Below are 24,229 nucleotides of genomic sequence, written 5' to 3' on the forward strand. Positions count from 1 at the left end.
GATTATAAATCAATATGTTAATATATATTAAAAAATATTTTTGTAAAAATATTGATCAGAGTTATATCGTATTTTTCTATTGAAGCAGCTTTGCTTCATTAGGATGTTGTTTTTGCTTTTCATCTGTTTTTTTAGCATATCATAGTTTTATATTAGCGATAACGTTGTATAGGTATAAATGCTTCAAGAAGTTAAGATATTTTAGGAATATCATTTTAGGTTCTAGAGGTGAGGATAAAACAGCAAACCTTGTTTTCAAGCAATCTACAACAGTAAAAAATTTAGAATAAATCCTTTCTTATTTTTTCAATCTTTTTTTACACTGAGTATTTCTATAATTTGCAGCACATTTTTTTGTAATCGAGTTTATCCTATGTGCCATGCAAGACTGTCATTTGAGATTTATAGTAAGGCGTGTAGCTTCTTTGACCGAGTGTTTTGAAGGCCTGTAATGAATATTTAGAGGCGGTCTTGTCGTTGAGCTTTGTATAAGTGGATTACATAAGTCAGTGTCGGGTGGAATGTATTCAATAAGAATCTGGATTATTTATAAATTAGATTGAGTAGGAATCTTTATCCTTTTAAAGTATGAAGAAGAAAACATTATCAAGGTAGAGATAATATGGATAAAGGTAGTATCAATCTAGATTCCTCCTTTTTCATGAATTTTTTCAAGACTTGATGGTATTCCCACTTTTAGGGTTCATAAAATTTACGAATGTTTCATTACTCTCTTAAAAAGAGAAAACGTTTTTTTTGTTTTCAAGTTGCATGATTAAAAATCAGTGGCATTTAACAAAAGAAAAGGCTTTTATTTAAATCCAAGAAGTTTATTCTCAATAAACTATAAATTCTTTGTCAATTCTTAATTAAAATAATACTTTTCTTTGGTCATTCTATTTTTACAAATGGGGTGTTAGCTTCTATCCATTTTCAATCGTATTTAAAGACCTATAAATTAAGACGTATTTTTTTTGAACTGAATATTATGAAGTTTTTTATAAAACCCATGTTCTTTTGCGAGTAATTCTTTCTGAGTCCCTTGTTCAATCAGTTGTCCATTTTGTATGACCACAATTTTATGAGCACAAGCAATTGTTGAAAGGCGATGAGCAATAATGATCGTTGTGCGCCCTTTGGTAAGCTGATGAATGGCTTCATTAATTTGTGCCTCGGTGTGTGAATCGAGCGCGCTTGTTGCTTCATCAAGAATCAGAATTTCACTATCGTGAATCATTGCTCTAGCAATAGCGAGTCTTTGTTTTTGTCCCCCTGAAAGATTACAGCCATTATCACCTATCTGTGTATCATAACCATTTGGCAAATCCACAATAAAGTCATGAGCATTGGCAGCTTTTGCTGCTTCAATAATTTCGTCATCACGCGCTCCTTCTTTTCCAAGCCCAATATTATATTTAACAGTTCCTTGAAAGAGAAAAGTATCCTGTCCTACATAGGCCATCAGGTTTCTTAAGGAGCGAAATGTTGTGTAGCGGATGTCTTGATCATTAATCAATATACGTCCTTTTGTGGGGTCATAGAGGCGCATAATAAGATTAATAAGGGTTGACTTTCCTGAACCGGATGGCCCCACCAATGCTGTCATTTTTCCGGCTTCTATTTCTAAATTTATGTCTTTCAATACCATTTTGTTATCGGTATAGGCAAAAGAAACATGCTCGAAGCGAATAGCTCCTGGCATTTTATTCAGATCTTTAGCTTTTTTATGTTCTATAACTGTAAGGGGACGATCGAGTATTTCAAACATCGTACGAATATTGACCAAGCCAGATTCAATTTTGACACGAACATTTGCTAATCTTTTTGCGGGTTCATAAGCTAAGAGTAAAGCAACAATAAAGGACATAAATTCACCCTGAACACCTGCGCGTTGGGTTGCAAGGTAACCGGAAAAACAGATAATACCTGCAATGGCGACACCCGTGAGTGTTTCCATAATCGGATTGGTAATCGCTTCAAGTGTTGCAATATTATTTGTTTGTTTTTCAACATTACAAATGGCTTTGTCCATTCGTTTTTTCATGACTTCTTCTAACGAAAAAGCCTTGATGACTCGAATGCCAACAGCTGTTTCTTGTACGATTTTGATAATTTCACCAAGTGAAAGGAGCTCTTTTTCCATCAGGCGGCGAACGCGTTTTAAAGCCATTCGAACGCCTAAAAAAGCCAAGGGTCCTACGATTAAAGTAATGGAGATTAACACAAAGTTTTGAATAAACATAACAAGCAACAGACCACAAACGGAAAGCAAGTCCCGTACAAAAGTTGTAATAATCGTATCAATGATATTACGTACGGCTGTCGCATTATGGGTTACGCGAACAAGAAGATCAGATGATGTGTTATTATGATAAAAAGAGACACCTTGTTCCATCAGGCGCGCATAAATTTTGCGTTGTTGTTCAGCAATGATACTGTTGCCTGCTTTGCTTAAAAAGTAAGTTTGGGCAAAAGTTGCAATTCCTTTAAGAATAAAGATAAAAGCAATGAAGCTAGAAATCAAAACGATCATAGAAAAATTTTGCGCATCAATAATCTGATTAACAACATCACGCATAATCCATGCACTGATTGCAGTTGTGCAGGAAATAATGATCATTGCAAAAATAGCTGCACTGTACCAACGCGCATGTTTATGAAAATTTTCTCGCAAAAGACGGATAATAAGATGTTTATCAAAAGAAGAAATTTGTTTTTTTGCCATGAAGTGCTTCTATATTCTCTCGTTGCTTTATGCAAGATTGAAGCGCTCTTAATGAAAACCTCTTAACTTTTTACAAAAAGAGCCTTCTTTATTTCAATGTGCATTACACGCCTTCATGCCACGGAACCTCGTATAACGCAAAATCTTTCATAAGTGGTCTGTGCACCACCATTTCATTTATATACAAATAGATACCATTTATAAGATATAAACTGATATCATCACTCTATTGGTATTCCCCTATTGCACCCTGTCTTCTGGTTGCTTGAAAAGTTTTATAAGAGGATTATGATTTCTTTTTATGCACATGATACCATCACGGGTGGGGCGCAAACAAATATTTTTGTTTAATTCCATATCGAAAATGATTTGAAATGAGAGAGACCCGCGATATTTACTTCTCTTATTCAAGGAGCATAAATTATCCTTATTCATTAATATGTCACCGTATTCTACTCCATGTAAAACATTGCGCAAGGAATTTTTCATGCTGTGAGCATTTATAAATACATCATTTTCATCTTATAACGTTGTGTCTTGGTTTTATTTTGTTACTTTCAGAAGGTTAAATTGAATTCAATGGAATAAAAAATTTTTAAAGGCTTTGGTAGTGAACCAATAAAATGATCCATCTTTAAAAGAGATCGTAGCTAAAATTGCTGAGAATACTGACAATGGAGTTGATAATAAGGGGAAGTTTTTAATGAGGAAATGATATCTTATTTGGAAAAATAAACACGAGTTGTCCACTGGCTTATTGCATGTTGTTTGGTCAAGTGTTGTTATTAAACATCCCCATCTTTACGCTTGTGAAGAAATAAGCCGGTACCATCACACACACTTTGTCAGCCTTTGAGTGTTGCGGACCAAACTTTGGCACTTAAGATGGTTCATGAAAAGCCATTTTTTTATACAAATTTTATCCACACACTCAGCCCGCTTTTAATGTGCAAGCGTATGGTTTTTATTGATTTTAAGATAAACAAGTTTGAAATAAAAGAATCTTGCAGTATTCGAGGTTCTAATTCAAGTTGAATAATGCTAGATTATCATTGTAAATCAATATATTGATATTGTAAGTAACAGATGAGAATGGTCGTGTTAATGGGCATCATTATTTTGACACTTATGCTATTGCCTTTACGTTTATGAAAGTGCAAGTCAACACTATCATCTTTTACCAGTTGCCATATTTTTACAGCCTTTGGCATTTGAAGTGGTTTATGCTCATGTGTGCTCCTTCATAAGCGTAAAGATTAGGGGTTCAATGAAATTTATCATTATAGATTCACGTGAAACATTGCGAAATAGATGTGATGAGCGTTGAGAAATTTTTCTTTAAAACAAGTCCGTAAATATGCCATGCCATGGCATTTTATTTTACCTGAGGGTTGTGATTTCATTAAAGAACGTGAGAGAAAAAAACACGAAGCGATGTGTAATCTCTATAGGTTAAAGGGTATTACTTTAAATACTGTTGAAAGCCGTAAATCTGAAGTAAAAAATGATGGTAAAGAGGGGAACAGTTTTCTACCCTTAAAACTTCATATTTGACCAGAACTAGGTTTTCTACCTGTTTCAGAAGTTACACAAACAGAGATGCGACCCTCTTTTGCTTACATCTGGCATACAAAAGCTTGGACGGCTCGTACAGCACTGATACGACCTAATTTTATCTCAAACATATGGCTGTATGAGAATTGGATATTGATTTACAATCAATAATGCAAAATAACAAATTTTTCTTATAAACCGAGAAAATATTATTGAATTTTCAAAAATGATCTATACTTTATAAAAAATCCTAGAAGCACCACAGAAAATTCTATGTAGTGCTTCTAAATGATCGCCATCCGCTCATTTTGATGATTTGCACACAAATATTATTCCAATAGAAATTATTTAGGTGCTATCACCATCATCATTTGCCGGCCTTCAAGCTTTGGCTCCAATTCGATTTTGGCAATTTCACTTGTGTCTTCTTTCACACGCTGAAGAAGCTTTAACCCAAGATCTTGGTGAGCCATCTCACGACCACGAAAACGCAAAGTAATCTTTACTTTGTCACCATGATCAATAAAGCGATGAACAGCCTTAAGTTTGACTCCATAATCATGGATATCAACATTTGGGCGCATCTTAATCTCTTTGATTTCAATGACTTTTTGCTTTTTACGTGTTTCAGCAGCTTTTTTTTGGGTTTGATATTTTAATTTGCCCAAATCAACAATTTTACACACGGGTGGTTCCGCATTTGGTACAATTTCAACCAAATCAAGCCCTGCATTTGCAGCCATAGCAAGAGCTTCTTGTATAGCAACAACTCCTTGATGTTGTCCTTCATCATTGATAAGCTGAACATGAGGTACCCGAATATCCTGATTTGAACGCGGTCCATCTTTTGGGGTAGATGTCATTTTAAACGGTCTACGAATGATTTACGCTCCTTAATTTTGATTCAACTACAGTTAATTTAATATACAATTATGCACATAAAAACAACTATAATTCGCGTCTGTTTTATTATTTAACCTGTTACTTTTTTAAGTGATTTAGGTTATAAAAGTTTTTCCTTAAATTTAAAAAAATTGTTTTATAGAGGAAAAGAATCATGAATCAAAATATTCCTTGCCAGTTTTTTTCGTTTGAAGACACTGCTCTTGCAGTACGCCATCGCAAAGGGCAGCACTTTCCAGGTTTGGTTTGGCTTCATGGCTATCTATCGGATATGTTAGCGGATAAGGCGGTGTTTGTTGATAATTTTGCTCAGAAGAATGATTTGTCCTGCTTACGTTTTGATTACTCTGGGCATGGAGAATCAGGAGGTGATTTTTTTAAAGGAACGATTTCGCGTTGGGTGAGCGAAAGTTTAGCGGTTTTTGAAACCTATTGTGAGGGGCCGCAAATTTTGGTTGGTACCTCTATGGGGGGATGGATTGCTTTAAGGCTTGCTAAGTTTTTAGCGCAGAAAAATAAGAAGCTTGCTGGCATGATATTGATTGCTCCAGCGCCTGATTTTACAAAAACATTGATAGAATCAGGGGCAGGTGTGAAGAAATGGAAAATTTTGGAAGAAGCAGAGCGTATTGAACGATCTGAAATTAGTTATACAGAGCCTGTTCCTTTTACAAAAGCGTTTATTGAAGATGGCAGAAATAACTGTGTCATGGAGGGATGCATTGATGTTGGGTGCCCAATCCATATTCTACAAGGAATGGAAGATGTGGAGATACCCTATCAGCATACATTGACTTTACTTGATCATTTACCTCTTCATGACGTAACATTGACACTTGTGCGTGATGCAGATCACCGTTTTTCTCGTCCACAGGATTTAGATTGTCTAGAAACAGCCTTGAGATCTTTAATTAATCAGATTAATGCAAAATGAGGGGGATATTTATTGATGATGAAGATAAATACATGAGCATTTCTGAAAAGCATTTAATTTTTTCTGATCGCGCTATCCCTATACGTGTGCGGGAAAATAAGCATGCGCGTCGTCTTACATTACGTGTTGATGCCAGCAGTCAAGAGATTTGTGTAACAACACCCCTAGCGGTAAATCTCTGTACAGTTCAAGATTTTATTGAAAAACATCGGGCTTGGATTGAGGCACGTCTTGCTCGTATACAAATCGCTCATGAAGAGGCTTATCTCAAAGCAGGGGCAACCATTCCTTTATTGGGGGTTGCCCATACCATCAAGCATGAACAAGGACGTGGGGTCACAGAAATTGTTACAGCGGATGCGGAGCAAGGACCTAAAATTATTGTTTATGGTCAATTAGAATATCTCCCAAGACGCATTGCTGACGTTTTAAAAAAACAAGCAGCGCTTGTTATAACACCTTTGGTGGCACATTATGCTCATCAGGTAGAGCGTAAAGTAAAGTCCATTTGTTATAAGGATACGAGAAGTCGTTGGGGGTCTTGTTCCATCGATAAGCGTCTTTCTTTTTCTTGGCGCCTTATTATGGCTCCAAAAGAAGTTGTTGAATATGTTGTCGCCCATGAAGTTGCGCATCTTGTTGAAATGAATCATGGACCAAGATTTTGGGCTCTTTGTGAAAAACTATGTCCTGATAGTAAAACGTATCGTACTTGGTTGAAAGAAAATGCGCAGAGACTACACGCCATTAATTTTGATTCATATAAATTAGAGGCGTAAAAAATTTTCAAATGAAAGCAATATTGAACGGAACTTTTTGTTGAGTGTCTCGTTTTGTGTGTGCTTTGTCATGCATAATGCGGAAGCCATTGAAGCTCTCAGCACGATTGTTCTCCCCTGCTTGGTTTGCTGAGTGTCTTCAATGTTTTTTCTTTATCTTTTTTGTCATTCAGCGTAATAACCTTAAGTTTAGATGATTTATGACAAATGGGAAGGGGTTTTTATGTCTGTTCTTACAGATCCACTTCAGCTATTACAGGCGCTTATTCGTTGCCCTTCTGTTACACCTCATGAAGCAGGGGCTTTATCAACTTTGGAACAATTTTTGAAAAAAATGGGATTTCATGTTGAACGCCCTATTTTTACAGATAAAAATACAGATAATGTTGAAAATCTTTATGCAAAAATGGGAAGCAAAGGACCCCATCTTATGTTTGCCGGTCATACGGATGTTGTACCGCCAGGAGCATTGGAAGATTGGACTTATCCACCTTTTGAAGCTGTTATAGATCAAGGGAAATTATATGGGCGGGGTGCTGTTGATATGAAAGGCGGTATTGCTTGTTTTATTGCGGCTGTCGCGCGCGTTCTTCAGAAACAATCCATTAAAGGAACGATAAGCCTTTTGATCACTGGTGATGAAGAGGGCCCTGCACTTAACGGTACGGTAAAACTTCTCCAATGGGCAGAAAAAAAAGGCGAAAAGTGGACTGCGGCTCTTGTGGGAGAACCAACAAGCGTAAAGACTGTTGGTGATGTTATCAAAATTGGACGCCGCGGATCGCTTTCTGGTATCATTACTGTGAGAGGTCGCCAAGGTCATGTTGCTTTTCCAGAACGGGCTGCCAATCCCTTGCCTTTGGCAAGTAAGCTTATTCAAGCATTGACACAAACGGCTTTAGATCAAGGAACAAAAAATTTTCAACCCAGTAATTTAGAGCTAACAACTATCGATACTGGTAATAGGGCGGTTAATGTTATTCCAGCGCAGACAACGGTTCGTTTTAATATACGCTACAATGATCTTTGGACAAAAGAAACACTGATGGAAGAAATTGAAAAGCGTCTTGCTCTGGTACAATCAAAAAATAACAGTGATCAATATCCCTCTTATCAACTTGAATGGATTCCAAGTTTAGGGGATGTTTTTCTGACAAAAAATGATAAACTTATTCAAATTTTATCCAATGCTATTAAAAGTGTAACAGGGCGTATACCAGAATGTTCCACGTCTGGTGGAACTTCAGATGCACGATTTATTAAGGATTATTGTCCCGTGGTTGAATTTGGCTTACCAGGACAAACGATGCATATGATAGATGAATGTGTCGCCCTTGATGCAGTGGAAGCGCTCACGGTTATTTATGAGCGTTTTATTGTTGATTTTTTTGCATAAAGAAATAATTGTTTGGTTTAATAATATCTTTATCTTGTTTTGCTATAAGACCCTTTTGTTGCAATAAAATATTTTCATTTGAGATGTGGTGACATAAGGTGAGACTTAATGTATTAACTAGTTTTAGAGTATGTGGCGAGCATTCTGAAGCCGGAATTTTTGCTCGTAAAGTCTTTAGTTCAGTATGTCATATAAGTGGAAAACCAAGTGAAGCCTTTTTTAAAAAATAGAGCCGTTTACAAACAAGATTGAGTTAAGGATACCCACATTCTTTTAAACTGTAGGGAAGAAGCCAACGCGCAATTCATATATGGAAAACAAGGAGCGCTACATCATAATTGATGTGATGATAGGTTGAAGCCATGAAGACACATAAAAAATATGCCGCTTTTTTAAAAGTTTCTAAAACGTAGATGCGCTCATTTTCACTATATGTCTTAGATATGTTTTCGCACTCTTATAAAAAGCCTTCTTTGTTTAAATGAGTCTTTCTTAGAGTAAAAAACACAGAAATACGCTCCAAGTTTATTTTATCTCATATATTTTGTCATGCTCTTTTTACTAAAAAGAACCTGCGTTGCAGAAAAAGTCATAACAAGGTAGAAAGTAGTTTTATACAATCAGCTTTAATATTTCTGATGATAAAAATACATGAGAAAATCTTCTGTAGCATCTCGTTGGCTTTTTTAATCAAGAATTATGTTATTCTCAATTTTCTTTATCAACCAACTTAGAGGACATGTATAAGTACGCATAAGAATGTACACAGACAAGTGAGATGATATGCAACGGATGTCATTTTCGCTAAGTACCAAAACAATACCGATCCATATTCTAGTGTATTTTTGATTTTAGTGCATTGTTTGTTTAATAAAATTTTTCTGTTACCTATAAAGCAATACCAAGCGTAAAGCAGTATGCTGAAATATTCATTTAAGTATTTTCTTTGCTAAAACAGCTTTGATATTCCAGAACGGGATAAATATTGTATGTATATCTGTTTGCTATAATCTTTGGCACCTCCTTGAGAGAGCATAAAAAGGCATAGAGGCAGAAAAACAATGCCTATTTTCCCCTCCATCTTTTCATTCGGTTTTATTAGTTTTCAAAAATATCTTTTAAATCATGGAGATTGATGCGTATTTATTTCTCTTGTTCTTTAATGGAGCCACGGTTTTCATAAAAAACAATACATTATTGTGTTACGCATTCATGTGCTTTTTTTAAGAAATTCTCTCAATGTTTGTTACATGCAATGGCACTTATGAATAGTATAATATAAGATTCTCCATGAAATATATAAAATCTAAAGGGCATCACTCTCTTTACGCTTGTGAAAAAAAGTTAGACCACCATATATGCTGTCGAGTTCAAAATATCACGATAGCTCTTGGCATTTGAAGTTGTTAAAAAGTATTTTTACACCTTCTATAGTTTGTATCAAGGCAAGATATTGATTTATAAGGATAATTTATCGTTATCCAATTTGAGTTAGAACCCCGAATATCATAAGATTTTCTCATTTCGAATCTGTTTATCTTGAATCAATCAAAATCACTTACTTGCACGTCAAAAGCGGGGTTGGCGTGGGGGTAAAAATTGTTAAAGAAAAGATTAAAAATGGCTTTTCATGAACCATCTTAAGTGCCAAGGGTTGGTCCGCAACATTCTAAGGTTGGCAAAGTGTGTGAATGGTGTCGGCTTGTTACTCCATAAGCATAAGATGGGGGGCTCAATAGATTTTATATTATTCTAGGGGACTTTATCGTTATACCATGCACGGGCGCCATCGGAAATGGGCTTAGCTTCTTTAAGAAACGTTTCTTTAAAACAAGCCCGTGCATGTGCAAACCAATGGGCGTTCTATTTTACGTGAAGGATGTGACCCTATTAAAGAACGTAATAAACAAAAGCGTGAGGCAATGCGTAATCTCCATAATTTAAAAGACATTGCTCTAGAGGCTTTTGAAAGTGGTGGAGCTGAATTAAAAAGAGATGGTAAGGCTTGTGATTGGTTTCACCAGACATTTCCTTACTTTTAAGAGGTAAGTGAATGATTGTAATTAATATACTATAAACAGCTTTGAAACAAAAAAGCCTTACGATATTGTTGTTTAATCTTTGCTATGAACAATAATAAAATCAATATGCTGTTATAAAAGCTTTAGTTTGCAAGCTGGCTAATAATGTGATCAAGAACAATACGTCCTTTGGTTGTTGCTTTTAAGCGTTGGTTGTCCACCATTTCTACCAATTCTTGGTGTTGTAAATCGATAAGTTTTTCTATTGGAATGCGTTTTGGGCTTAAGGTTTCATAGCGTGTAAGTTCTAAGCCTTCACAAAGGCGTAACCCCATAAGGAGCATTTCATTTGCCTGTTGCTTAAGAGTTAATCGTTCTGTTTCAATACAGCCATGTCCTGTTTTTTCGACCAATTCAAGCCACTGTTCGGGGTGTTTTTCATTGATTGTGACATAACGTTCATTGTTTTTAAGGTGTGATAAAGGTGTTTTTGAAAAAGTGGAAGAATGATTTGGTATGTTTTCAATGAAACGTCCGTGTGCTCCTGGACCAAAGCCTGCATATTGGTGATAGCGCCAATAAAGAAGGTTGTGTGCTGATTCAGCACCAGGCATGGCATGATTTGAGATTTCATAGGCAGGAAGTCCATACAGAGCTGTTATTTCTTGGGTAAGGTGATACAGATCTGCTGCGAGTTCCGATGGAGGAAGGATAAGCCTTCCTGCATCATGAAGTCGTTTAAAGGCGGTTCCTTCTTCGATTGTCAATTGATAGAGAGAAAGATGGTCTGCTGCCAAATCAATGGCTTGTACAAGTTCGGATTTCCATTGTTCAAGGGTTTGTTCGGGGCGAGCATAAATGAGATCAAAGGATAAACGTGGAAAAATTTTCCGTGCTAAAGCAATGGCACAAAGAGCTTGTTCCACATTATGGAGTCGGCCAAGTTTGCGTAATGCTTTATCATTGAGTGCTTGTATCCCTAAAGATAAGCGATTAACACCTGCAGCACGGTATCCACGAAAGCGCTCTGCTTCCACACTGGATGGATTAGCTTCTAATGTAATTTCAACTTTATCATCAAGTATCCACTTTTTTGCAAGTGCCTGCAAGAGGGCGTCAACAGTCTGCGGCTCCATAAGAGAGGGGGTCCCCCCACCAATAAAAATACTCGTAATATGGCGTGGACCTATTTTATGGTATTGCGTTTCTATTTCGCGCTCAAAAGCGGTGATAAAACGTGGTTGATCAACACCATGGAGGCGAACATGTGAATTAAAGTCACAATAGGGACATTTAGCTGTACAAAAGGGCCAATGAATGTAAATGCCAAAAGGTTCGTTCATGAGAATGCCAGAAGGTTTTCTGCCAAAAGTTTAAAAGCCCGTGCGCGATGTGAAAGAGGGAAAACGTCATTGTGTTGCCAGCCGTGTTTTTGCTCTGTTGACATTTCTCCAAAGGTATTGTCATATCCATCTGGTAAAAAAATAGGATCAAAACCAAAGCCTTTGTCTCCTCGAGGAGGCCAAATGAACGTTCCTTCAATGCATCCACGGAAATAATCTGCGTGGTTATCAGGCCATGCAATGCAAATGACAGATATAAAACGGCATTTTCGTTGACTTTTTTCTTGCGCTCCGACTTTTTGGAGTTCATCTTCTATTTTTTGCATCGCTTTTGGAAAATCACGTGTACCATCGGCTTGAATCGCCCAATCAGCTGTATAAACACCTGGTGCACCATCCAATGCATCCACCTCTAAGCCTGAATCATCAGAAAGAGCAGGCAGTCCTGTCTTTTTTGCCGCTGCAAAAGCTTTAATATAAGCATTTTCTTCAAATGTTTTTCCTGTTTCTTTTGGTTCTGGCAAGCCAAGCTCTTTTGCCGATTGTATTATTAAACCGAAAGGCGCAACCAAAGTAGTGATTTCATGTAATTTTCCGGCGTTATGTGTAGCAATGACAAGTTTTTTATCTTCTATGCTTCTCATATCGAATTCTCCAAAAGTGAAAAGGGAACTACTGTTATACTAAAAACCAGCTTAAATACTCACGCTACACACTCTGCTTGATTTTACATGATAAGATTTTTATATGCTTTATGATACTTTATTCAAATAAAATTCTTCGTACTTTGTGAAGACAACGATTGAAAAGACACGAGAGACGGTCTTTATCTATGAGAGCCTTTATTATGAGAGAAATAAAATTTTCTACTCCCAGTAGTTTGTAAACAATTCAGATTCTCCTGGCAAGTCCCTAAAAAAGGCCAATTCCTATCTTAAATATTCAATCACACACTCTAAAAACACTCCACGCATGATTTATATGCCTTAATTATCATTATAAAAGATGGTATTTTATGGCTTAATAAGATAATATATTTTTATACTACTTTTAGACTATTTGACCAAAGCTTGGCAAAAATTATATAAGAGAAGAGTGTTTTTAAAAGTAGTGAAACAATTGTGATGAAGCACAAACCTATTGATAATGAATTTAAATATCTTGATGAGCGTTCGCGTGATATTTTTCGCCATATTGTTGAAGCCTATCTTAATGATGGTGAACCTGTAGGGTCACGCAATCTTTCGCGACTTTTGCAACAAACATTATCCCCTGCGACGATTCGCAATGTGATGAGTGATCTTGAACATCTTGGTTTGATTTATGCTCCGCATGTTTCTGCGGGGCGGATGCCGACACAATCGGGTTTACGCTTTTTTGTTGATGCATTTATGGAAACGGGTGATTTGCCAAACGAGGAGCGGGAAAATATTGAGATGCAAGTCAAAGAGGCGGGGCATGCGCAATCGGTTGAACATTTTCTTGTTCAAGCAAGCCGAGTTCTTTCAGATCTTTCACGTGGGGCAGGACTTGTTCTTGCAACAAAACAGGAAGGAACATTAAAACATATTGAATTTGTGCGCCTTGATAGGGAGCATGCTCTTGCTGTTTTAGTCACTCAACAAGGTGAAGTTGAAAATCGTATTGTTCATTTGCCAGAAGGGGTAACGCATGCGCAATTGACAGAAGCAACGAACTTTCTCAATGCGCATATTCAAGGACGTACATTGAATGAAGCTAAAGGGGAAATTGCTCGCTTATGCGCAGAAACACGGGCTGCACTTGATGATTTATCGCATCATCTTGTTGAAACAGGATTAGCTCTTTGGGGAGGAGAAGGGGCGGATCATAAAATACATCTCATTGTTCGCGGGCGTAGCAATTTGCTTGAAGATATGAAAGCAGAAGAAGATTTAGAACGATTACGCCATTTATTTGATGATCTTGAAACACGTGAGAGTATGGCACAGCTTCTCGATTTAACGGATGCGGGTTCGGGGGTGCGAATTTTCATTGGTTCAGAAAATAAGTTATTTTCACTTTCTGGTTCTTCTTTAGTCGTAGCGCCTTATCGTGATACACAACAAAGAGTCATTGGTGCTTTAGGCGTTATTGGTCCTACACGGCTTAATTATGCAAGGATTGTTCCCATGGTTGATTATACAGCTCAACTTGTATCACAGTTATTACGTTAAAATGATGCAGTTAAGTATTTGTACTATAAAAGCTCATTGTATTAATATACATCAGTACCCCTTGATTTTTGTCTGTAAAATTTCAATATCGAGAATAACAAATCTTATGAAGGAATAGAATTTTTATGTCTGATGAAAAAAACAAATTTACTGACGCTTCATTTGAAAATTGCGATTTAAAAAATCCAGCTGATCGTAATACACTTAAACAAGCAGCGGATGAATTTTTAAAAACACATAAAACAGAAGCACACGGAGACGTTGAAGAAGAAAGTAATGCGGTTGATCCTTTAGCATCTTTGCAGGATGAGAATAAAGAGCTGAAAGATCAGCTTTTACGTCTTGCTGCAGACATGGAAAATCTTCGACGCCGTACTGCACGTGATGTAGCCGATGCGAGGGCTTATTCCATTGCTAATTTTGCACGGGATATGTTATCTGTCTCTGACAATCTCAATCGTGCTTTGGAAGCAATTCCAGAAGGTGCACGGGAAAGCGATGCTGGTTTGAAATCATTGGCAGAAGGTGTTGAAATGACTGAACGTGCCATGATGGCAGCATTAGAACGTCATGGGGTACAGAAAATTCATCCAGATGGGCAAAAATTTGATCCTCACTTTCATCAAGCGATGTTTGAAATTCCTAATGCTGATGTTCCCGATAACACTGTTCAACAAGTGGTTCAGGCCGGTTATATTATCGGGGAAAGGGTTTTACGTCCAGCTATAGTAGGTGTGGCCAAAGGAGGAACAAAAGAAGCTGTTGTGGAAACTGATTCGTCTGCACACAATAATAAATCTCCAACGTAATGCAGAATTCTCTGCAGTTTTGCATGTATGGGGTCTTTTTTCAAAAAGCTTTAAAGGGTGTTACAAGCGCCCTTTTATCTTTGGAGCGCCCAACTTCCTTTGACAAGATACACAGTATCGCTTGAGGGAGATGACGATGAAAATAAAACAAAATGATCGACCTCAAAAGGATAAAATGAAAAATTTCTTCGAAAGAGCAGATAAGAAACAAGGTCTTCAGGTTTAATATTGCGCAGTCGCGCAACAGTAATATGCGGAGTAAATTGCCTTTCATCAGGCGTTAGACCTAAATGACTGCGAATACATTGCATCTTTTCATGTAAAAGATGGAGAGCTTCACAAGGTTCAATGCGAATAACAAGAGAGGGGGAAGCATTTTCTGAACCAAAAATGTCAAAACCTTCTATTTGCAGTATAAAAGGAGGGAGTTTTATTGTATCAAAGGCATGCATAAGTGCATTTTCTGTCACATTTTTAACTTCACCGAAAAAAGACAAAGTGACATGAAAATTTTGCGGGTTAATCCACCGTGTATTTGGTAAGCCATTTTGCAACGATATCAGTTGTTGTGTTGTTTGTTGAGGAATTTGAAGAGCACTAAATAGACGACCCATAATATTACCTCTTTATAATAACAAGATGCTATCCCAAGTACAATGACAGATAAACTGAAAATGAAGAGTGCCACAGAAGATAAGGCAATAATTGAGAAAAAGAATGTCTAAAAAATGCTTACCATAATTATGAACGTACAAAGCTTATTTTTTAAAAAGATCGTTGTAATATCAATAAGAATTGCATTTTCATGATATGCATCACAATGATGGGCAGTTGAAAATTATTTATGTATCATGAAAAGCTACAAAGCTACCATAACATAAGGATAGTTGATTGATTTCTAATTTGTGAAGTTATCTTGATATTTCTTTCATTTAAAAGCAAAAATAGTCAATACAAGTAAGAATTCTCTTTTTTGCAAAGGTGTAAATCATACGATTAAGTTGGGTAACAGCCATAATACGCAAAAACGATCTAAATTGACCAAATAATGTTAGGCAAGAAAGAAAAAAAATTCTGCATAATTTAATTATGATAAGCTGTTACATTTATAATAATTATGCCAACCTACAGTGAATATGAATGTTGGTATAAAAGCGGGAAAAGCAATTAAAATTCAAGATAAAGATGGAAGGTTCTTATTCTCTAAGGATTATTATCTTTTTTATGGTGCGAGGCACTAGTTTTCCTCTCCAAAGTTGTTCTTGATGAGTTTTTCAAGAGCATTAAGAGCATCTGTTGCCTCTGGTCCTGAAACACGAACGGTGAGGTTGCAACCGGACGAAGCTGCGAGCATCATAAGCCCCATAATGGATGAACCGCCAACGATTTTTCCATCCTTTTCAACTTCAACAGTGGCGTTAAAATTGTCAACAGTTTGTACAAATTTTGCAGAAGCCCTTGCATGCAATCCACGTTTATTACAGATATTGAAATGACGGCTTATACATGGGAGGGCATCTTTGGAAAGCATTAGTATTTTATCATCCGCTATAAAGTCATACTTGGTACATTAATATATTTACGCCCTGCCTCTTGTGCTATTCTTAACGCATCTGATAATGAGATATCAGGACATTTGCGAATCGAAATCAATTTAATAAGCATGGGCAAATTAACCCCCGCAATCATTTCAACGCGTCCTTTTTCAATAGCAGGAATAGCTATATTTGATGGTGTTCCACCGAACACATCTGTTAATATAATGACACCATGATCTGTATTTGTATCGGTTACTGCGGCTATAATATCACCTCGGCGCTGGTCTATATCGTCATCGGGATAAATGCATATTGTTGCGAACTTTTCTTGTGTTCCAACAACATGTTCCACGGCATGTAAAAATTCGACAGCCAGCTCACCGTGCGTTACAAGCACGAGTCCAATCATTTACACAAACTCCTGTTAACTCATAAGATCCGACCATATTGGTGGGAAAGATATTGTACAAGGCTTTATCTTGCTGCCAAGAAAAATTTGCAAAAAAAAGGCAAAAAATGTGATTTTTTTATCTTTGTAAAAAATTTAGACAGTTTTGCGCCATATTTTTCTAAATAAAAATGCTTCAATGGCTTGACAAATGGCTGTACAATCAGCTTCACGAAGTGAGGGAAGTTTTAAAAGAGGAATGTGCAAATCTTCAAATTGAAAAGTTTTATTTGTGGAAAACCGCTCATATTCAGGACCAAGAAAAACAGCACAATCGATAGTTGTGTGCTTTTGAAATTCTATCATATAAAGACCAACGCCACGAATCTCAATTCCGCCCTCTAAGTTATCAGGGGTGTATCCGTGAAGTTTTCCATTTTCTGCACGCAGCATTGTATAATCATCACTGATAAGCTTCGCTTCACGTTTTGACCATTCAGCGCGGTCGAGCAGAGAGAGGGTAAGAGTTGATTTTCCTGATCCCGATGGACCTATAATTAAGAGTCCCTTTCCCCCCAGTTTAAGGCAATTTGCGTGGAGTATTTCACATTTTGTTTTCATATCTTTTACTTTGTATAAAAGATTTATTTCACAAGGGGAAGCGTAATAATAAAACGTGCGCCGGTTTTACATTTTCCAAGTGCCGGATCAATAATATTTTCGGCTGTAATTGTTCCATTATGGGCTTCGATGATTTGTCGACTAATAGAAAGGCCAAGTCCAGAGTTTTGTCCAAAAGCATCTTCATTTGGTCTATCTGTATAAAAACGCTCAAAAATACGTTCGATATTCTCTGAACGAATACCGGGTCCATTGTCTTCAATGGTTAAAATAAGAGTTGAAGCATGACTTTTCATAGTAATGTAAATTTTGCCACGATTACGGGGAATAAAGGAACGTGCATTTTCAAGAAGATTTGAAATCACTTGTCCTAAACGGAGCTCATGTCCCAACACAAGATAGGCTTTTCCATGAGGACGTGGCACAATATTAAGGCTTACATCAATGGTCTGTGTATTACGGTATACTTCCTGGACGGCATGAACAAGACTTTCCAAAAGCGGTGTCATATCAACGATCTCTGCAGTTTCTCGTGCCAGCTCTGCATCGAGCCGCGATGCATCAGAAATATCCGTAATCAACCGATCAAGACGGCGCACATCATGTTGAATAATTTCGAGCAATTTTTCTTGTGCTTCTTCACTTTTAGCCAGAGGGAGGGTTTCAACAGCACTACGAAGAGAGGTGAGAGGATTTTTTAATTCGTGGCTTACATCAGCAGCAAAGCGTTCAATGGCTTCAATACGCATATAAAGGGCATTTGTCATATCACGAATAGAGGTCGAGAGATGACCAATTTCATCTTCACGCATTGAAAAATCAGGAATTTCTACACGCTGATTGTTGCCATTACGCACTCGGTTTGCAGAGGCAGATAATTTGCTTAATGGATGGGCAATCGTATGGGCTAAAAAGAGCGAAAGAACTAAAAGTACGCTGCCTACAACGGCAAAGACTTTAAATATAACCAATCTTTCGCCCTTTACAATGTTATCAATATCGGAACCAGTGGTTGAAAGCAGAAGGGCACCAACCACTGCACGATAGCGTTGAACAGGAACAGCGACAGACACAATGAGTTGGCCTTGTCTGTTGCGTCTTTTCGCCGTAGCAAGAGATCCATTTAATGCTCGGTATACTTCTGGATGAGCAATACCACTGATTTTTGTTTGTTCTCTGTCAAGAGAAATCCCTTTATCATAAAATATGTTTGAATACCATGAAATGAAGCGATCCCACATGTTTTGTTCTGTTTTAAGTGGGGGTAAATCATAGCTAAAAACTTCTCCACTAGAATAAAGAACGCGCGAATCAAGAAGTAAAGTAGCATCACGATCATAGATACGTGCTCTTGTCGTTTTAGGTGTGATAAGACGTCGTAAAAGAGGGGCAACTTGCTCAGGGTTAATAGGGAAATCCCAAGAGTCGGTTGATTGGGGGGCGGGTGTGACGCTTTCACCAGTCTGTAACTCTAAGAGCTTTTGGGGGTCAATAAGGATAGAATTTGTATCTACTGTTGCAGAGGCTGCAATAGCTCCCGCGATAATTTTGCCTTGGGTACATAAACTTTTAATTTTTGCTTCAATTAAACCATCGCGAAATTGGTTAAGGTATAAAATGCCTGTAACCAAAATGGCAAGGGCTGCAATGTTTAATATAACAATGCGGCGTGTGAGACTGGAAAAAAGCAATTGCCTAAAGAGTCGTTGTGTTCGAAGATGCAAATGAGAAAACATAAGAAATGGTGCTGAGGATATACCATTAGGGGCTTTTTTTTGTAGAGTTTTCAGTTGAGAATTGTCTGTCATTGATTTGATTGCCGTTCAAATTTTTGCGACAAAGCAGTGTTATACCTCGTGAAAACGATAACCTACACCATAAAGTGTTTCAATCATTGCAAAATCATCATCCACTTGTTTAAATTTTTTACGCAAACGTTTAATGTGACTATCAATGGTACGATCATCTACGTAGACTTGATCACTATAGGCCGCATCCATTAAAGCATCACGACTTTTTACAACGCCTGGTCTTTGTGCTAAAGTTTGCAGAATCAAAAATTCTGTAACGGTTAAGATAACAGGTTTATCTTTCCATGTACAGGTATGACGTTCTTGATCCATCACAAGATCTCCACGTTTGAGAGAAGAGGTGGAAGTAGTTCCTGCAGAAGGCGGTTGGTTACGTGCATTGGAACGGCGCAAAATAGCTTTCACGCGCTCAATGAGAAGACGTTGAGAAAAAGGTTTCGTAATAAAATCATCAGCTCCCATTTTAAGACCAAATAATTCATCAATTTCATCATCTTTAGAGGTAAGAAAAATAACTGGAAGATCAGATTTTTGACGCAAACGACGTAAAAGTTCCATCCCATCCATTCGGGGCATTTTAATATCAAAAATAGCTAAATGTGGGGGGTGAAGTGTGAGACCTTTAAGTGCAGATGCTCCATCTGTATAGCTTTCAACCCGATATCCTTCTGTCTCAAGCGCAAAAGATAAAGATGTCAAAATATTGCGATCATCATCAACAAGTACAATCGTTTGTGTGATTGTTGGTGTATCCTTCATGGTTTCTTAGACCTTTCTATTGCTATGGTAGCAAATTATCCACACTTATTTATATGGGAGTTCACATTTTTTTTGCAAAACAAATATGATACAAACTGTAGTAAAGTAAAAAATCTTTTGTCATTCCTGTAAAATCTTATTTTGCTTTCATAATTTATAATGTTTCTGCGTCTATTAAGATCCCTTCGTTTGAGAGAAAATTTTCATAAAGGCTCTTTTTGTCAAGGTTTATTACAAAGTTTATTATTGTCTTTGTCTCATAATTGAACAGGTTTGGTTTTGATTATTGAAGTTTAGAAAATCCGCCTATGTGTTTTAAGAGCAAGAAAATAATGTGGCAATATATGCACAAAAATTTGTTTCTGCTACACAAAAGGAGGCCATAATGGGATTTTTTAATTTTATTAAAACTGTAGGCGAAAAGCTAGGTATGGGGGACCATGAGCCAAAAGAAAAAGACTTTAAGGCTGCATTTGATCATTTTCAACTCGATACAGAAAAAGTCAATATTCAAGTTGAAGACGGTAAAGCTATTTTAAGCGGTGAGGTTCCAGATAGCGAAACACTTGAAAAAGCACTTCTGGTTGTTGGCAATTCACGAGGTATTTCTTCTGTAGATGTTGAGCAATTAAAGGTTATCGATACGACAGTTGGAAAAACTTCTCGCCTTTATGAAGTTAAATCTGGTGATAATCTTTGGAAAATTGCTGAAGAGGTTTACGGAAAAGGGCAAGGTGATAAAAACACATTTATTTTTGAAGCCAATAAACCAATGCTACAATCTCCTGATAAAATTTATCCTGGACAAGTTTTACGTATTCCTACAATTGACCATATTTAAAGCATTAAAGAGGATAATTTTTTGCTTATGTTCTAGCATTAAACAAAATAAAAAAGCGTAAAAAATTCACGCTTCTTCATTTATAAAATATGTGTTTATAATAAAAAGAGCTTAGTGAGCATGAGTGGATTTAGAAGGTGAGGTTGTTTTCATAGCGTTTACAGAGAAATCAACATTAATGGTTCCTGCGTTTTCAAATGTCAATTTTGCACTAATTTTATCGCCTATCTTAAATGGTTTTGAAAGTCCCATAAACATAATATGATTACCACCAGGCTTAAGCGTGATTTCGCCATTTCCAGGAATTTCAATGCCATTGTGCATCTTTTCCATTTTCATAATATCATTAACAACAGCCATAGAGTGAATCTCTGTTGTTTTTACACCATTTGTGGAAATAGAAACCAAACGGTCTGGGGTATCACTGTGATTAATAATGTAGAGGTAACCGCTACCAACTTTTGCACCTCTAGGTGTTTCCCGTGTCCAAGGATTGAGAATTTCTATATCGCCAAGTTTATATTGTTGAGCTTCCGCTGGCAGAGTTATAACGGCAAAAAGAAGAGCACATAAGATATTTATGATAACCTTTTTGCACGGATATTGTGTATGTATTGTATTTTTGAAAATGAGATTTTTTATTTTTTTAATAATAGATGTCATCGTTGTTCACCCTCCTTCATAAGATTCATACTTTGAATGTCTTTTTTTTGTTTTAGCAGAGTTTTTATTTAAAATAAAAGAAAGAATTATAAAAATAAAATTGATTTTGATCTAAGAATAGAAATCATACAGTTATTGGATTTTAAAGGAAGAAAGTAAGCTTTATAACACCAAAAAGTTTCTCAATATTTCTGTTTTCATTTCCAATTATATTTGTCAACGATATAAAATCTATGGTGCATCACTATTTTACTTAATAAAAATATAAGACAGCACAATCATACACTTGATCAACGCTTAGTTATTATGGCATCTTTTGACACTTTTAAAATGTTTATACAAAGGTATTTTTATATATTTGCAAATTTCAGAATTATACGGTTGAGAAAAAAGCTCTTTCGGTGAGTTTAAAGCACAACCTTCAAATAGCAATGAACAATGAGGCTATTAGAGAATTTTTTTTGAAAGAAGATCGATAGATAGTACCTTTATGAATATGAACATTAAGAAAAGCACCGTTTAACACGATAAACGAGTCTAAAAAAATGGTTCATAAGATATGGCGGCTGTTTAGTCTCAGGAAATTTTAAAATATTTATGATATCAATTATACACCTTCAAGCGATATTTTAAAAAATGTTTTACGTGAATATTCCTTAATTAATGATGAGAGATCAAAAACGTGTTTGCAATGACTCTTTTTATTTTTATAGATAGATATGGTTGTTGAAAATTACGAGAAAAATATATTATAAGCTTAAGTCTTTCATAAACGTGGTCATTAGAGTACCTATTTTAAAAGAATTTTTTTTATTTTAGAGATGTTTCTCTCATTGTTCTCTTGTAGCAATAAAAGTCTGTTCTTATATACGAGGCAACAAGGCTTGTTGCGACTTGTGGTTTATGATTATTTTTTTATGTTGCTTGAAGCAAGATACGGGCTTTAAGTGTTATGAGGAGCTATCTTAAAAAGATGCTTTATGAAGGTTGAGGTAGCTTGCTGAATGGAGATTATAATATGGCAAAAGTAATTGGTATTGATTTGGGGACAACGAACTCTTGTATAGCTGTTATGGATGGCAAAAACGCAAAGGTTATCGAAAATTCAGAAGGAGCGCGGACAACACCTTCCGTTGTTGCCTTTACAGATGGGGGAGAGCGGCTTGTTGGACAGCCTGCTAAACGTCAGGCAGTAACAAATCCTGAAGGAACAGTTTTTGCAGTTAAACGCTTGATAGGGCGCCGTTTTGATGACCCTATGGTTGAAAAAGATAAAGCACTTGTGCCTTATAAAATTGTTAAAGGTGACAATGGCGATGCATGGGTCGAAGAAGCGGGTAAGAAATATTCTCCATCACAAATTTCAGCGATGATTTTGCAAAAAATGAAGGAAACAGCTGAATCTTATCTTGGTGAAAAAGTTGAGCAAGCCGTTATTACGGTTCCTGCTTATTTTAATGATGCGCAACGTCAAGCGACTAAAGATGCGGGTAAAATTGCTGGTCTTGAAGTTTTACGGATTATTAATGAGCCGACAGCGGCTGCTTTAGCGTATGGTTTGGATAAAAAAGACGGAAAAACAATTGCTGTTTACGACCTTGGTGGTGGTACATTTGATATTTCAGTTCTTGAAATTGGAGATGGCGTTTTTGAAGTTAAATCAACCAATGGAGATACATTCTTAGGGGGTGAAGACTTTGACATGCGCTTGGTTGGATATTTTACCGATGAATTCAAAAAAGAGCAAGGAATTGATCTGAGGAATGATAAACTCGCTTTACAGCGCTTAAAAGAAGCGGCAGAAAAAGCAAAGATTGAGCTTTCTTCATCACAGCAAACAGAAATCAATTTACCATTTATCACGGCTGATCAATCAGGTCCCAAGCACTTAACAATGAAATTGACTCGGGCAAAATTTGAATCTCTCGTTGATGATTTAGTGCAACGTACCATCGAGCCTTGTAAAGCTGCGTTGAAAGATGCTGGATTAAAGGCTGGTGAGATTGACGAAGTTGTTTTAGTGGGTGGTATGACACGGATGCCCAAGATTCAGCAAGTTGTGCAGAGCTTCTTTGGCAAGGATCCACACAAAGGCGTTAATCCTGATGAAGTAGTTGCAATGGGTGCTGCCATTCAAGGTGGTGTCTTACAAGGTGATGTCAAAGACGTGTTGCTGTTAGATGTAACACCTTTATCCTTAGGAATTGAAACGTTGGGAGGTGTTTTCACACGTCTCATTGAGCGCAATACCACTATCCCAACGAAAAAATCGCAAGTTTTTTCAACAGCTGATGATAACCAGAGTGCTGTAACGATCCGTGTTTTCCAAGGTGAGCGGGAAATGGCGAGCGATAATAAGTTATTGGCTCAATTTGATCTTGTTGGGATTCCCCCAGCACCGCGTGGGATACCTCAAATTGAAGTTACTTTTGATATTGATGCGAACGGTATTGTTAATGTTTCCGCTAAAGATAAGGGGACGGGTAAAGAGCATCAAATTCGTATTCAGGCATCAGGTGGTTTAAGTGATGCTGACATTGAAAAAATGGTACAGGATGCAGAAGAGCATGCCGCTGAAGATAAAAAACGCCGTGAAGGTGTTGAAGCTAGAAATCAAGCGGAAGCTCTTATTCATTCAACTGAAAAGTCACTCAATGAATATGGCGATAAGGTATCAGCTGAAGAAAAGGGGCAGATTGAAACAGCAATATCTGATTTGAAATCTGCGCTTGAAGGCAGTGATACGGAAGAAGTAACGACAAAAATGCAAAAATTAGCTGAAGTCAGTATGAAGCTTGGACAGGCAATGTATGAAGCTTCACAAGCAGCAAGCGCTGAAACTGAAACAGAGACAAAGAATGATGATGTTGTCGATGCTGATTTTGAAGAAGTTAATGATAAGAAGAAATAGTATCAGCGTATGTATTGATTAATTGATAAACCCAGTCT

The 24,229-nt window shown here is 36.8% G+C and carries 19 protein-coding genes and 1 pseudogene; 9 read left to right on the forward strand and 11 right to left on the reverse strand.

All coding sequences use genetic code 11. The features are described 5' to 3' along the window. Positions 1–958 precede the first annotated feature (958 nt). Positions 959–2,725 (reverse strand): ABC transporter ATP-binding protein, encoded by a 1,767-nt coding sequence (locus FNZ60_RS02680; RefSeq protein ID WP_142416181.1) that lies wholly within the window; start codon positions 2,723–2,725, stop codon positions 959–961. A 1,323-nt stretch (positions 2,726–4,048) separates the two neighbouring features. Here FNZ60_RS02680 and FNZ60_RS02685 point away from each other — a divergent pair. Beyond that, positions 4,049–4,279, forward strand: coding sequence for a hypothetical protein (locus FNZ60_RS02685; RefSeq protein ID WP_142416182.1), 231 nt, complete (start codon positions 4,049–4,051; stop codon positions 4,277–4,279). Between the two features lie 344 nt (positions 4,280–4,623). Here the strand turns inward: FNZ60_RS02685 and infC are convergent, their stop codons facing one another. Further along, positions 4,624–5,142, reverse strand: a complete 519-nt coding sequence (gene infC / locus FNZ60_RS02690) for a translation initiation factor IF-3 (protein ID WP_142416183.1) — start codon at positions 5,140–5,142, stop codon at positions 4,624–4,626. A gap of 194 nt (positions 5,143–5,336) precedes the next feature. Between infC and FNZ60_RS02695 the strand changes: the two genes are divergently transcribed. From FNZ60_RS02695 to FNZ60_RS10040, 4 genes and pseudogenes are all read left to right on the forward strand, one after another. Continuing rightward, a complete protein-coding gene (locus FNZ60_RS02695) occupies positions 5,337–6,116 on the forward strand; it encodes an alpha/beta hydrolase (protein ID WP_142416184.1) in 780 nt (259 codons plus the stop codon). 32 nt (positions 6,117–6,148) lie between these two features. Then, positions 6,149–6,895 (forward strand): M48 family metallopeptidase, encoded by a 747-nt coding sequence (locus FNZ60_RS02700; protein WP_142416185.1) that lies wholly within the window; start codon positions 6,149–6,151, stop codon positions 6,893–6,895. A gap of 223 nt (positions 6,896–7,118) precedes the next feature. Continuing rightward, positions 7,119–8,291: a succinyl-diaminopimelate desuccinylase gene (gene dapE, locus FNZ60_RS02705; protein ID WP_142416186.1), complete on the forward strand. Its 1,173-nt coding sequence runs from the start codon at positions 7,119–7,121 to the stop codon at positions 8,289–8,291. A 1,630-nt stretch (positions 8,292–9,921) separates the two neighbouring features. Beyond that, positions 9,922–10,309 (forward strand): annotated as a pseudogene (locus FNZ60_RS10040) (Arm DNA-binding domain-containing protein); the annotation flags it as partial. 146 nt (positions 10,310–10,455) lie between these two features. Here the strand turns inward: FNZ60_RS10040 and hemW are convergent. Together hemW and rdgB are read right to left on the reverse strand one after the other, a co-directional pair. Beyond that, entirely contained in the window at positions 10,456–11,655 is a 1,200-nt protein-coding gene (hemW, locus tag FNZ60_RS02715) for a radical SAM family heme chaperone HemW (protein ID WP_142416187.1), read from the reverse strand. Next, positions 11,652–12,299, reverse strand: coding sequence for an RdgB/HAM1 family non-canonical purine NTP pyrophosphatase (rdgB, locus tag FNZ60_RS02720; RefSeq protein WP_142416188.1), 648 nt, complete (start codon positions 12,297–12,299; stop codon positions 11,652–11,654). Before rdgB ends, hemW begins: the two co-directional genes overlap by 4 nt. Positions 12,300–12,779: 480 nt before the next feature. Between rdgB and hrcA the strand changes: the two genes are divergently transcribed. Together hrcA and grpE are read left to right on the forward strand one after the other, a co-directional pair. Then, complete coding sequence (hrcA, locus tag FNZ60_RS02725) at positions 12,780–13,850, forward strand: heat-inducible transcriptional repressor HrcA (protein ID WP_142416189.1); 1,071 nt, start codon at positions 12,780–12,782, stop codon at positions 13,848–13,850. Positions 13,851–13,975: 125 nt separating this feature from the next. Beyond that, positions 13,976–14,659 (forward strand): nucleotide exchange factor GrpE, encoded by a 684-nt coding sequence (grpE, locus tag FNZ60_RS02730; protein ID WP_142416190.1) that lies wholly within the window; start codon positions 13,976–13,978, stop codon positions 14,657–14,659. Positions 14,660–14,733: 74 nt separating this feature from the next. Here the strand turns inward: grpE and thpR are convergent, their stop codons facing one another. The 6 genes from thpR to FNZ60_RS02760 form a co-directional block, all read right to left on the reverse strand. Continuing rightward, positions 14,734–15,273: an RNA 2',3'-cyclic phosphodiesterase gene (gene thpR / locus FNZ60_RS02735; protein WP_142416191.1), complete on the reverse strand. Its 540-nt coding sequence runs from the start codon at positions 15,271–15,273 to the stop codon at positions 14,734–14,736. Between the two features lie 623 nt (positions 15,274–15,896). Then, on the reverse strand, positions 15,897–16,190 hold the full coding sequence (locus FNZ60_RS02740; protein WP_142416192.1) for an HPr family phosphocarrier protein: 294 nt from the start codon (positions 16,188–16,190) through the stop codon (positions 15,897–15,899). A 17-nt stretch (positions 16,191–16,207) separates the two neighbouring features. Then, on the reverse strand, positions 16,208–16,606 hold the full coding sequence (locus FNZ60_RS02745) for a PTS sugar transporter subunit IIA (RefSeq protein ID WP_142416193.1): 399 nt from the start codon (positions 16,604–16,606) through the stop codon (positions 16,208–16,210). Positions 16,607–16,741: 135 nt separating this feature from the next. Then, positions 16,742–17,206: an HPr kinase/phosphatase C-terminal domain-containing protein gene (locus FNZ60_RS02750; protein ID WP_142416194.1), complete on the reverse strand. Its 465-nt coding sequence runs from the start codon at positions 17,204–17,206 to the stop codon at positions 16,742–16,744. Between the two features lie 23 nt (positions 17,207–17,229). Beyond that, the gene (locus FNZ60_RS02755; RefSeq protein WP_142416195.1) at positions 17,230–19,014 is read right to left on the reverse strand and encodes a sensor histidine kinase; all 1,785 of its coding nucleotides are present in this window, start codon (positions 19,012–19,014) and stop codon (positions 17,230–17,232) included. 39 nt (positions 19,015–19,053) lie between these two features. Then, positions 19,054–19,776, reverse strand: coding sequence for a response regulator transcription factor (locus tag FNZ60_RS02760; RefSeq protein ID WP_142416196.1), 723 nt, complete (start codon positions 19,774–19,776; stop codon positions 19,054–19,056). Positions 19,777–20,161: 385 nt separating this feature from the next. Here FNZ60_RS02760 and lysM point away from each other — a divergent pair, with 385 nt between their 5' ends. Continuing rightward, positions 20,162–20,617, forward strand: a complete 456-nt coding sequence (gene lysM, locus FNZ60_RS02765; RefSeq protein WP_142416197.1) for a peptidoglycan-binding protein LysM — start codon at positions 20,162–20,164, stop codon at positions 20,615–20,617. A gap of 111 nt (positions 20,618–20,728) precedes the next feature. Here lysM and FNZ60_RS02770 read toward each other — a convergent pair whose 3' ends face one another. Beyond that, positions 20,729–21,280: a copper chaperone PCu(A)C gene (locus FNZ60_RS02770; protein ID WP_142416198.1), complete on the reverse strand. Its 552-nt coding sequence runs from the start codon at positions 21,278–21,280 to the stop codon at positions 20,729–20,731. 1,018 nt (positions 21,281–22,298) lie between these two features. Here FNZ60_RS02770 and dnaK point away from each other — a divergent pair. Further along, positions 22,299–24,191, forward strand: a complete 1,893-nt coding sequence (dnaK, locus tag FNZ60_RS02775; RefSeq protein ID WP_142416199.1) for a molecular chaperone DnaK — start codon at positions 22,299–22,301, stop codon at positions 24,189–24,191. Positions 24,192–24,229 lie beyond the last annotated feature (38 nt).

The organism is Bartonella massiliensis (assembly GCF_902150025.1).
GTDB lineage: Bacteria > Pseudomonadota > Alphaproteobacteria > Rhizobiales > Rhizobiaceae > Bartonella > Bartonella massiliensis.

Bases quoted from the DNA above. Each gene is read 5' to 3' on its own strand.
- FNZ60_RS02695 (WP_142416184.1), top strand. From the start codon at position 5,337: ATGAATCAAAATATTCCTTGCCAGTTTTTTTCGTTTGAAGACACTGCT.
- FNZ60_RS02700 (WP_142416185.1), top strand. From the start codon at position 6,149: ATGAGCATTTCTGAAAAGCATTTAATTTTTTCTGATCGCGCTATCCCT.
- FNZ60_RS02750 (WP_142416194.1), bottom strand. From the start codon at position 17,206: ATGAAAACAAAATGTGAAATACTCCACGCAAATTGCCTTAAACTGGGG.
- FNZ60_RS02680 (WP_142416181.1), bottom strand. From the start codon at position 2,725: ATGGCAAAAAAACAAATTTCTTCTTTTGATAAACATCTTATTATCCGT.
- FNZ60_RS02770 (WP_142416198.1), bottom strand. From the start codon at position 21,280: ATGACATCTATTATTAAAAAAATAAAAAATCTCATTTTCAAAAATACA.
- FNZ60_RS02745 (WP_142416193.1), bottom strand. From the start codon at position 16,606: ATGATTGGACTCGTGCTTGTAACGCACGGTGAGCTGGCTGTCGAATTT.
- lysM (WP_142416197.1), top strand. From the start codon at position 20,162: ATGGGATTTTTTAATTTTATTAAAACTGTAGGCGAAAAGCTAGGTATG.
- FNZ60_RS02760 (WP_142416196.1), bottom strand. From the start codon at position 19,776: ATGAAGGATACACCAACAATCACACAAACGATTGTACTTGTTGATGAT.
- thpR (WP_142416191.1), bottom strand. From the start codon at position 15,273: ATGGGTCGTCTATTTAGTGCTCTTCAAATTCCTCAACAAACAACACAA.
- dapE (WP_142416186.1), top strand. From the start codon at position 7,119: ATGTCTGTTCTTACAGATCCACTTCAGCTATTACAGGCGCTTATTCGT.
- infC (WP_142416183.1), bottom strand. From the start codon at position 5,142: ATGACATCTACCCCAAAAGATGGACCGCGTTCAAATCAGGATATTCGG.
- FNZ60_RS02740 (WP_142416192.1), bottom strand. From the start codon at position 16,190: ATGCTTTCCAAAGATGCCCTCCCATGTATAAGCCGTCATTTCAATATC.
- dnaK (WP_142416199.1), top strand. From the start codon at position 22,299: ATGGCAAAAGTAATTGGTATTGATTTGGGGACAACGAACTCTTGTATA.
- FNZ60_RS02755 (WP_142416195.1), bottom strand. From the start codon at position 19,014: ATGACAGACAATTCTCAACTGAAAACTCTACAAAAAAAAGCCCCTAAT.
- grpE (WP_142416190.1), top strand. From the start codon at position 13,976: ATGTCTGATGAAAAAAACAAATTTACTGACGCTTCATTTGAAAATTGC.
- hrcA (WP_142416189.1), top strand. From the start codon at position 12,780: ATGAAGCACAAACCTATTGATAATGAATTTAAATATCTTGATGAGCGT.
- rdgB (WP_142416188.1), bottom strand. From the start codon at position 12,299: ATGAGAAGCATAGAAGATAAAAAACTTGTCATTGCTACACATAACGCC.
- hemW (WP_142416187.1), bottom strand. From the start codon at position 11,655: ATGAACGAACCTTTTGGCATTTACATTCATTGGCCCTTTTGTACAGCT.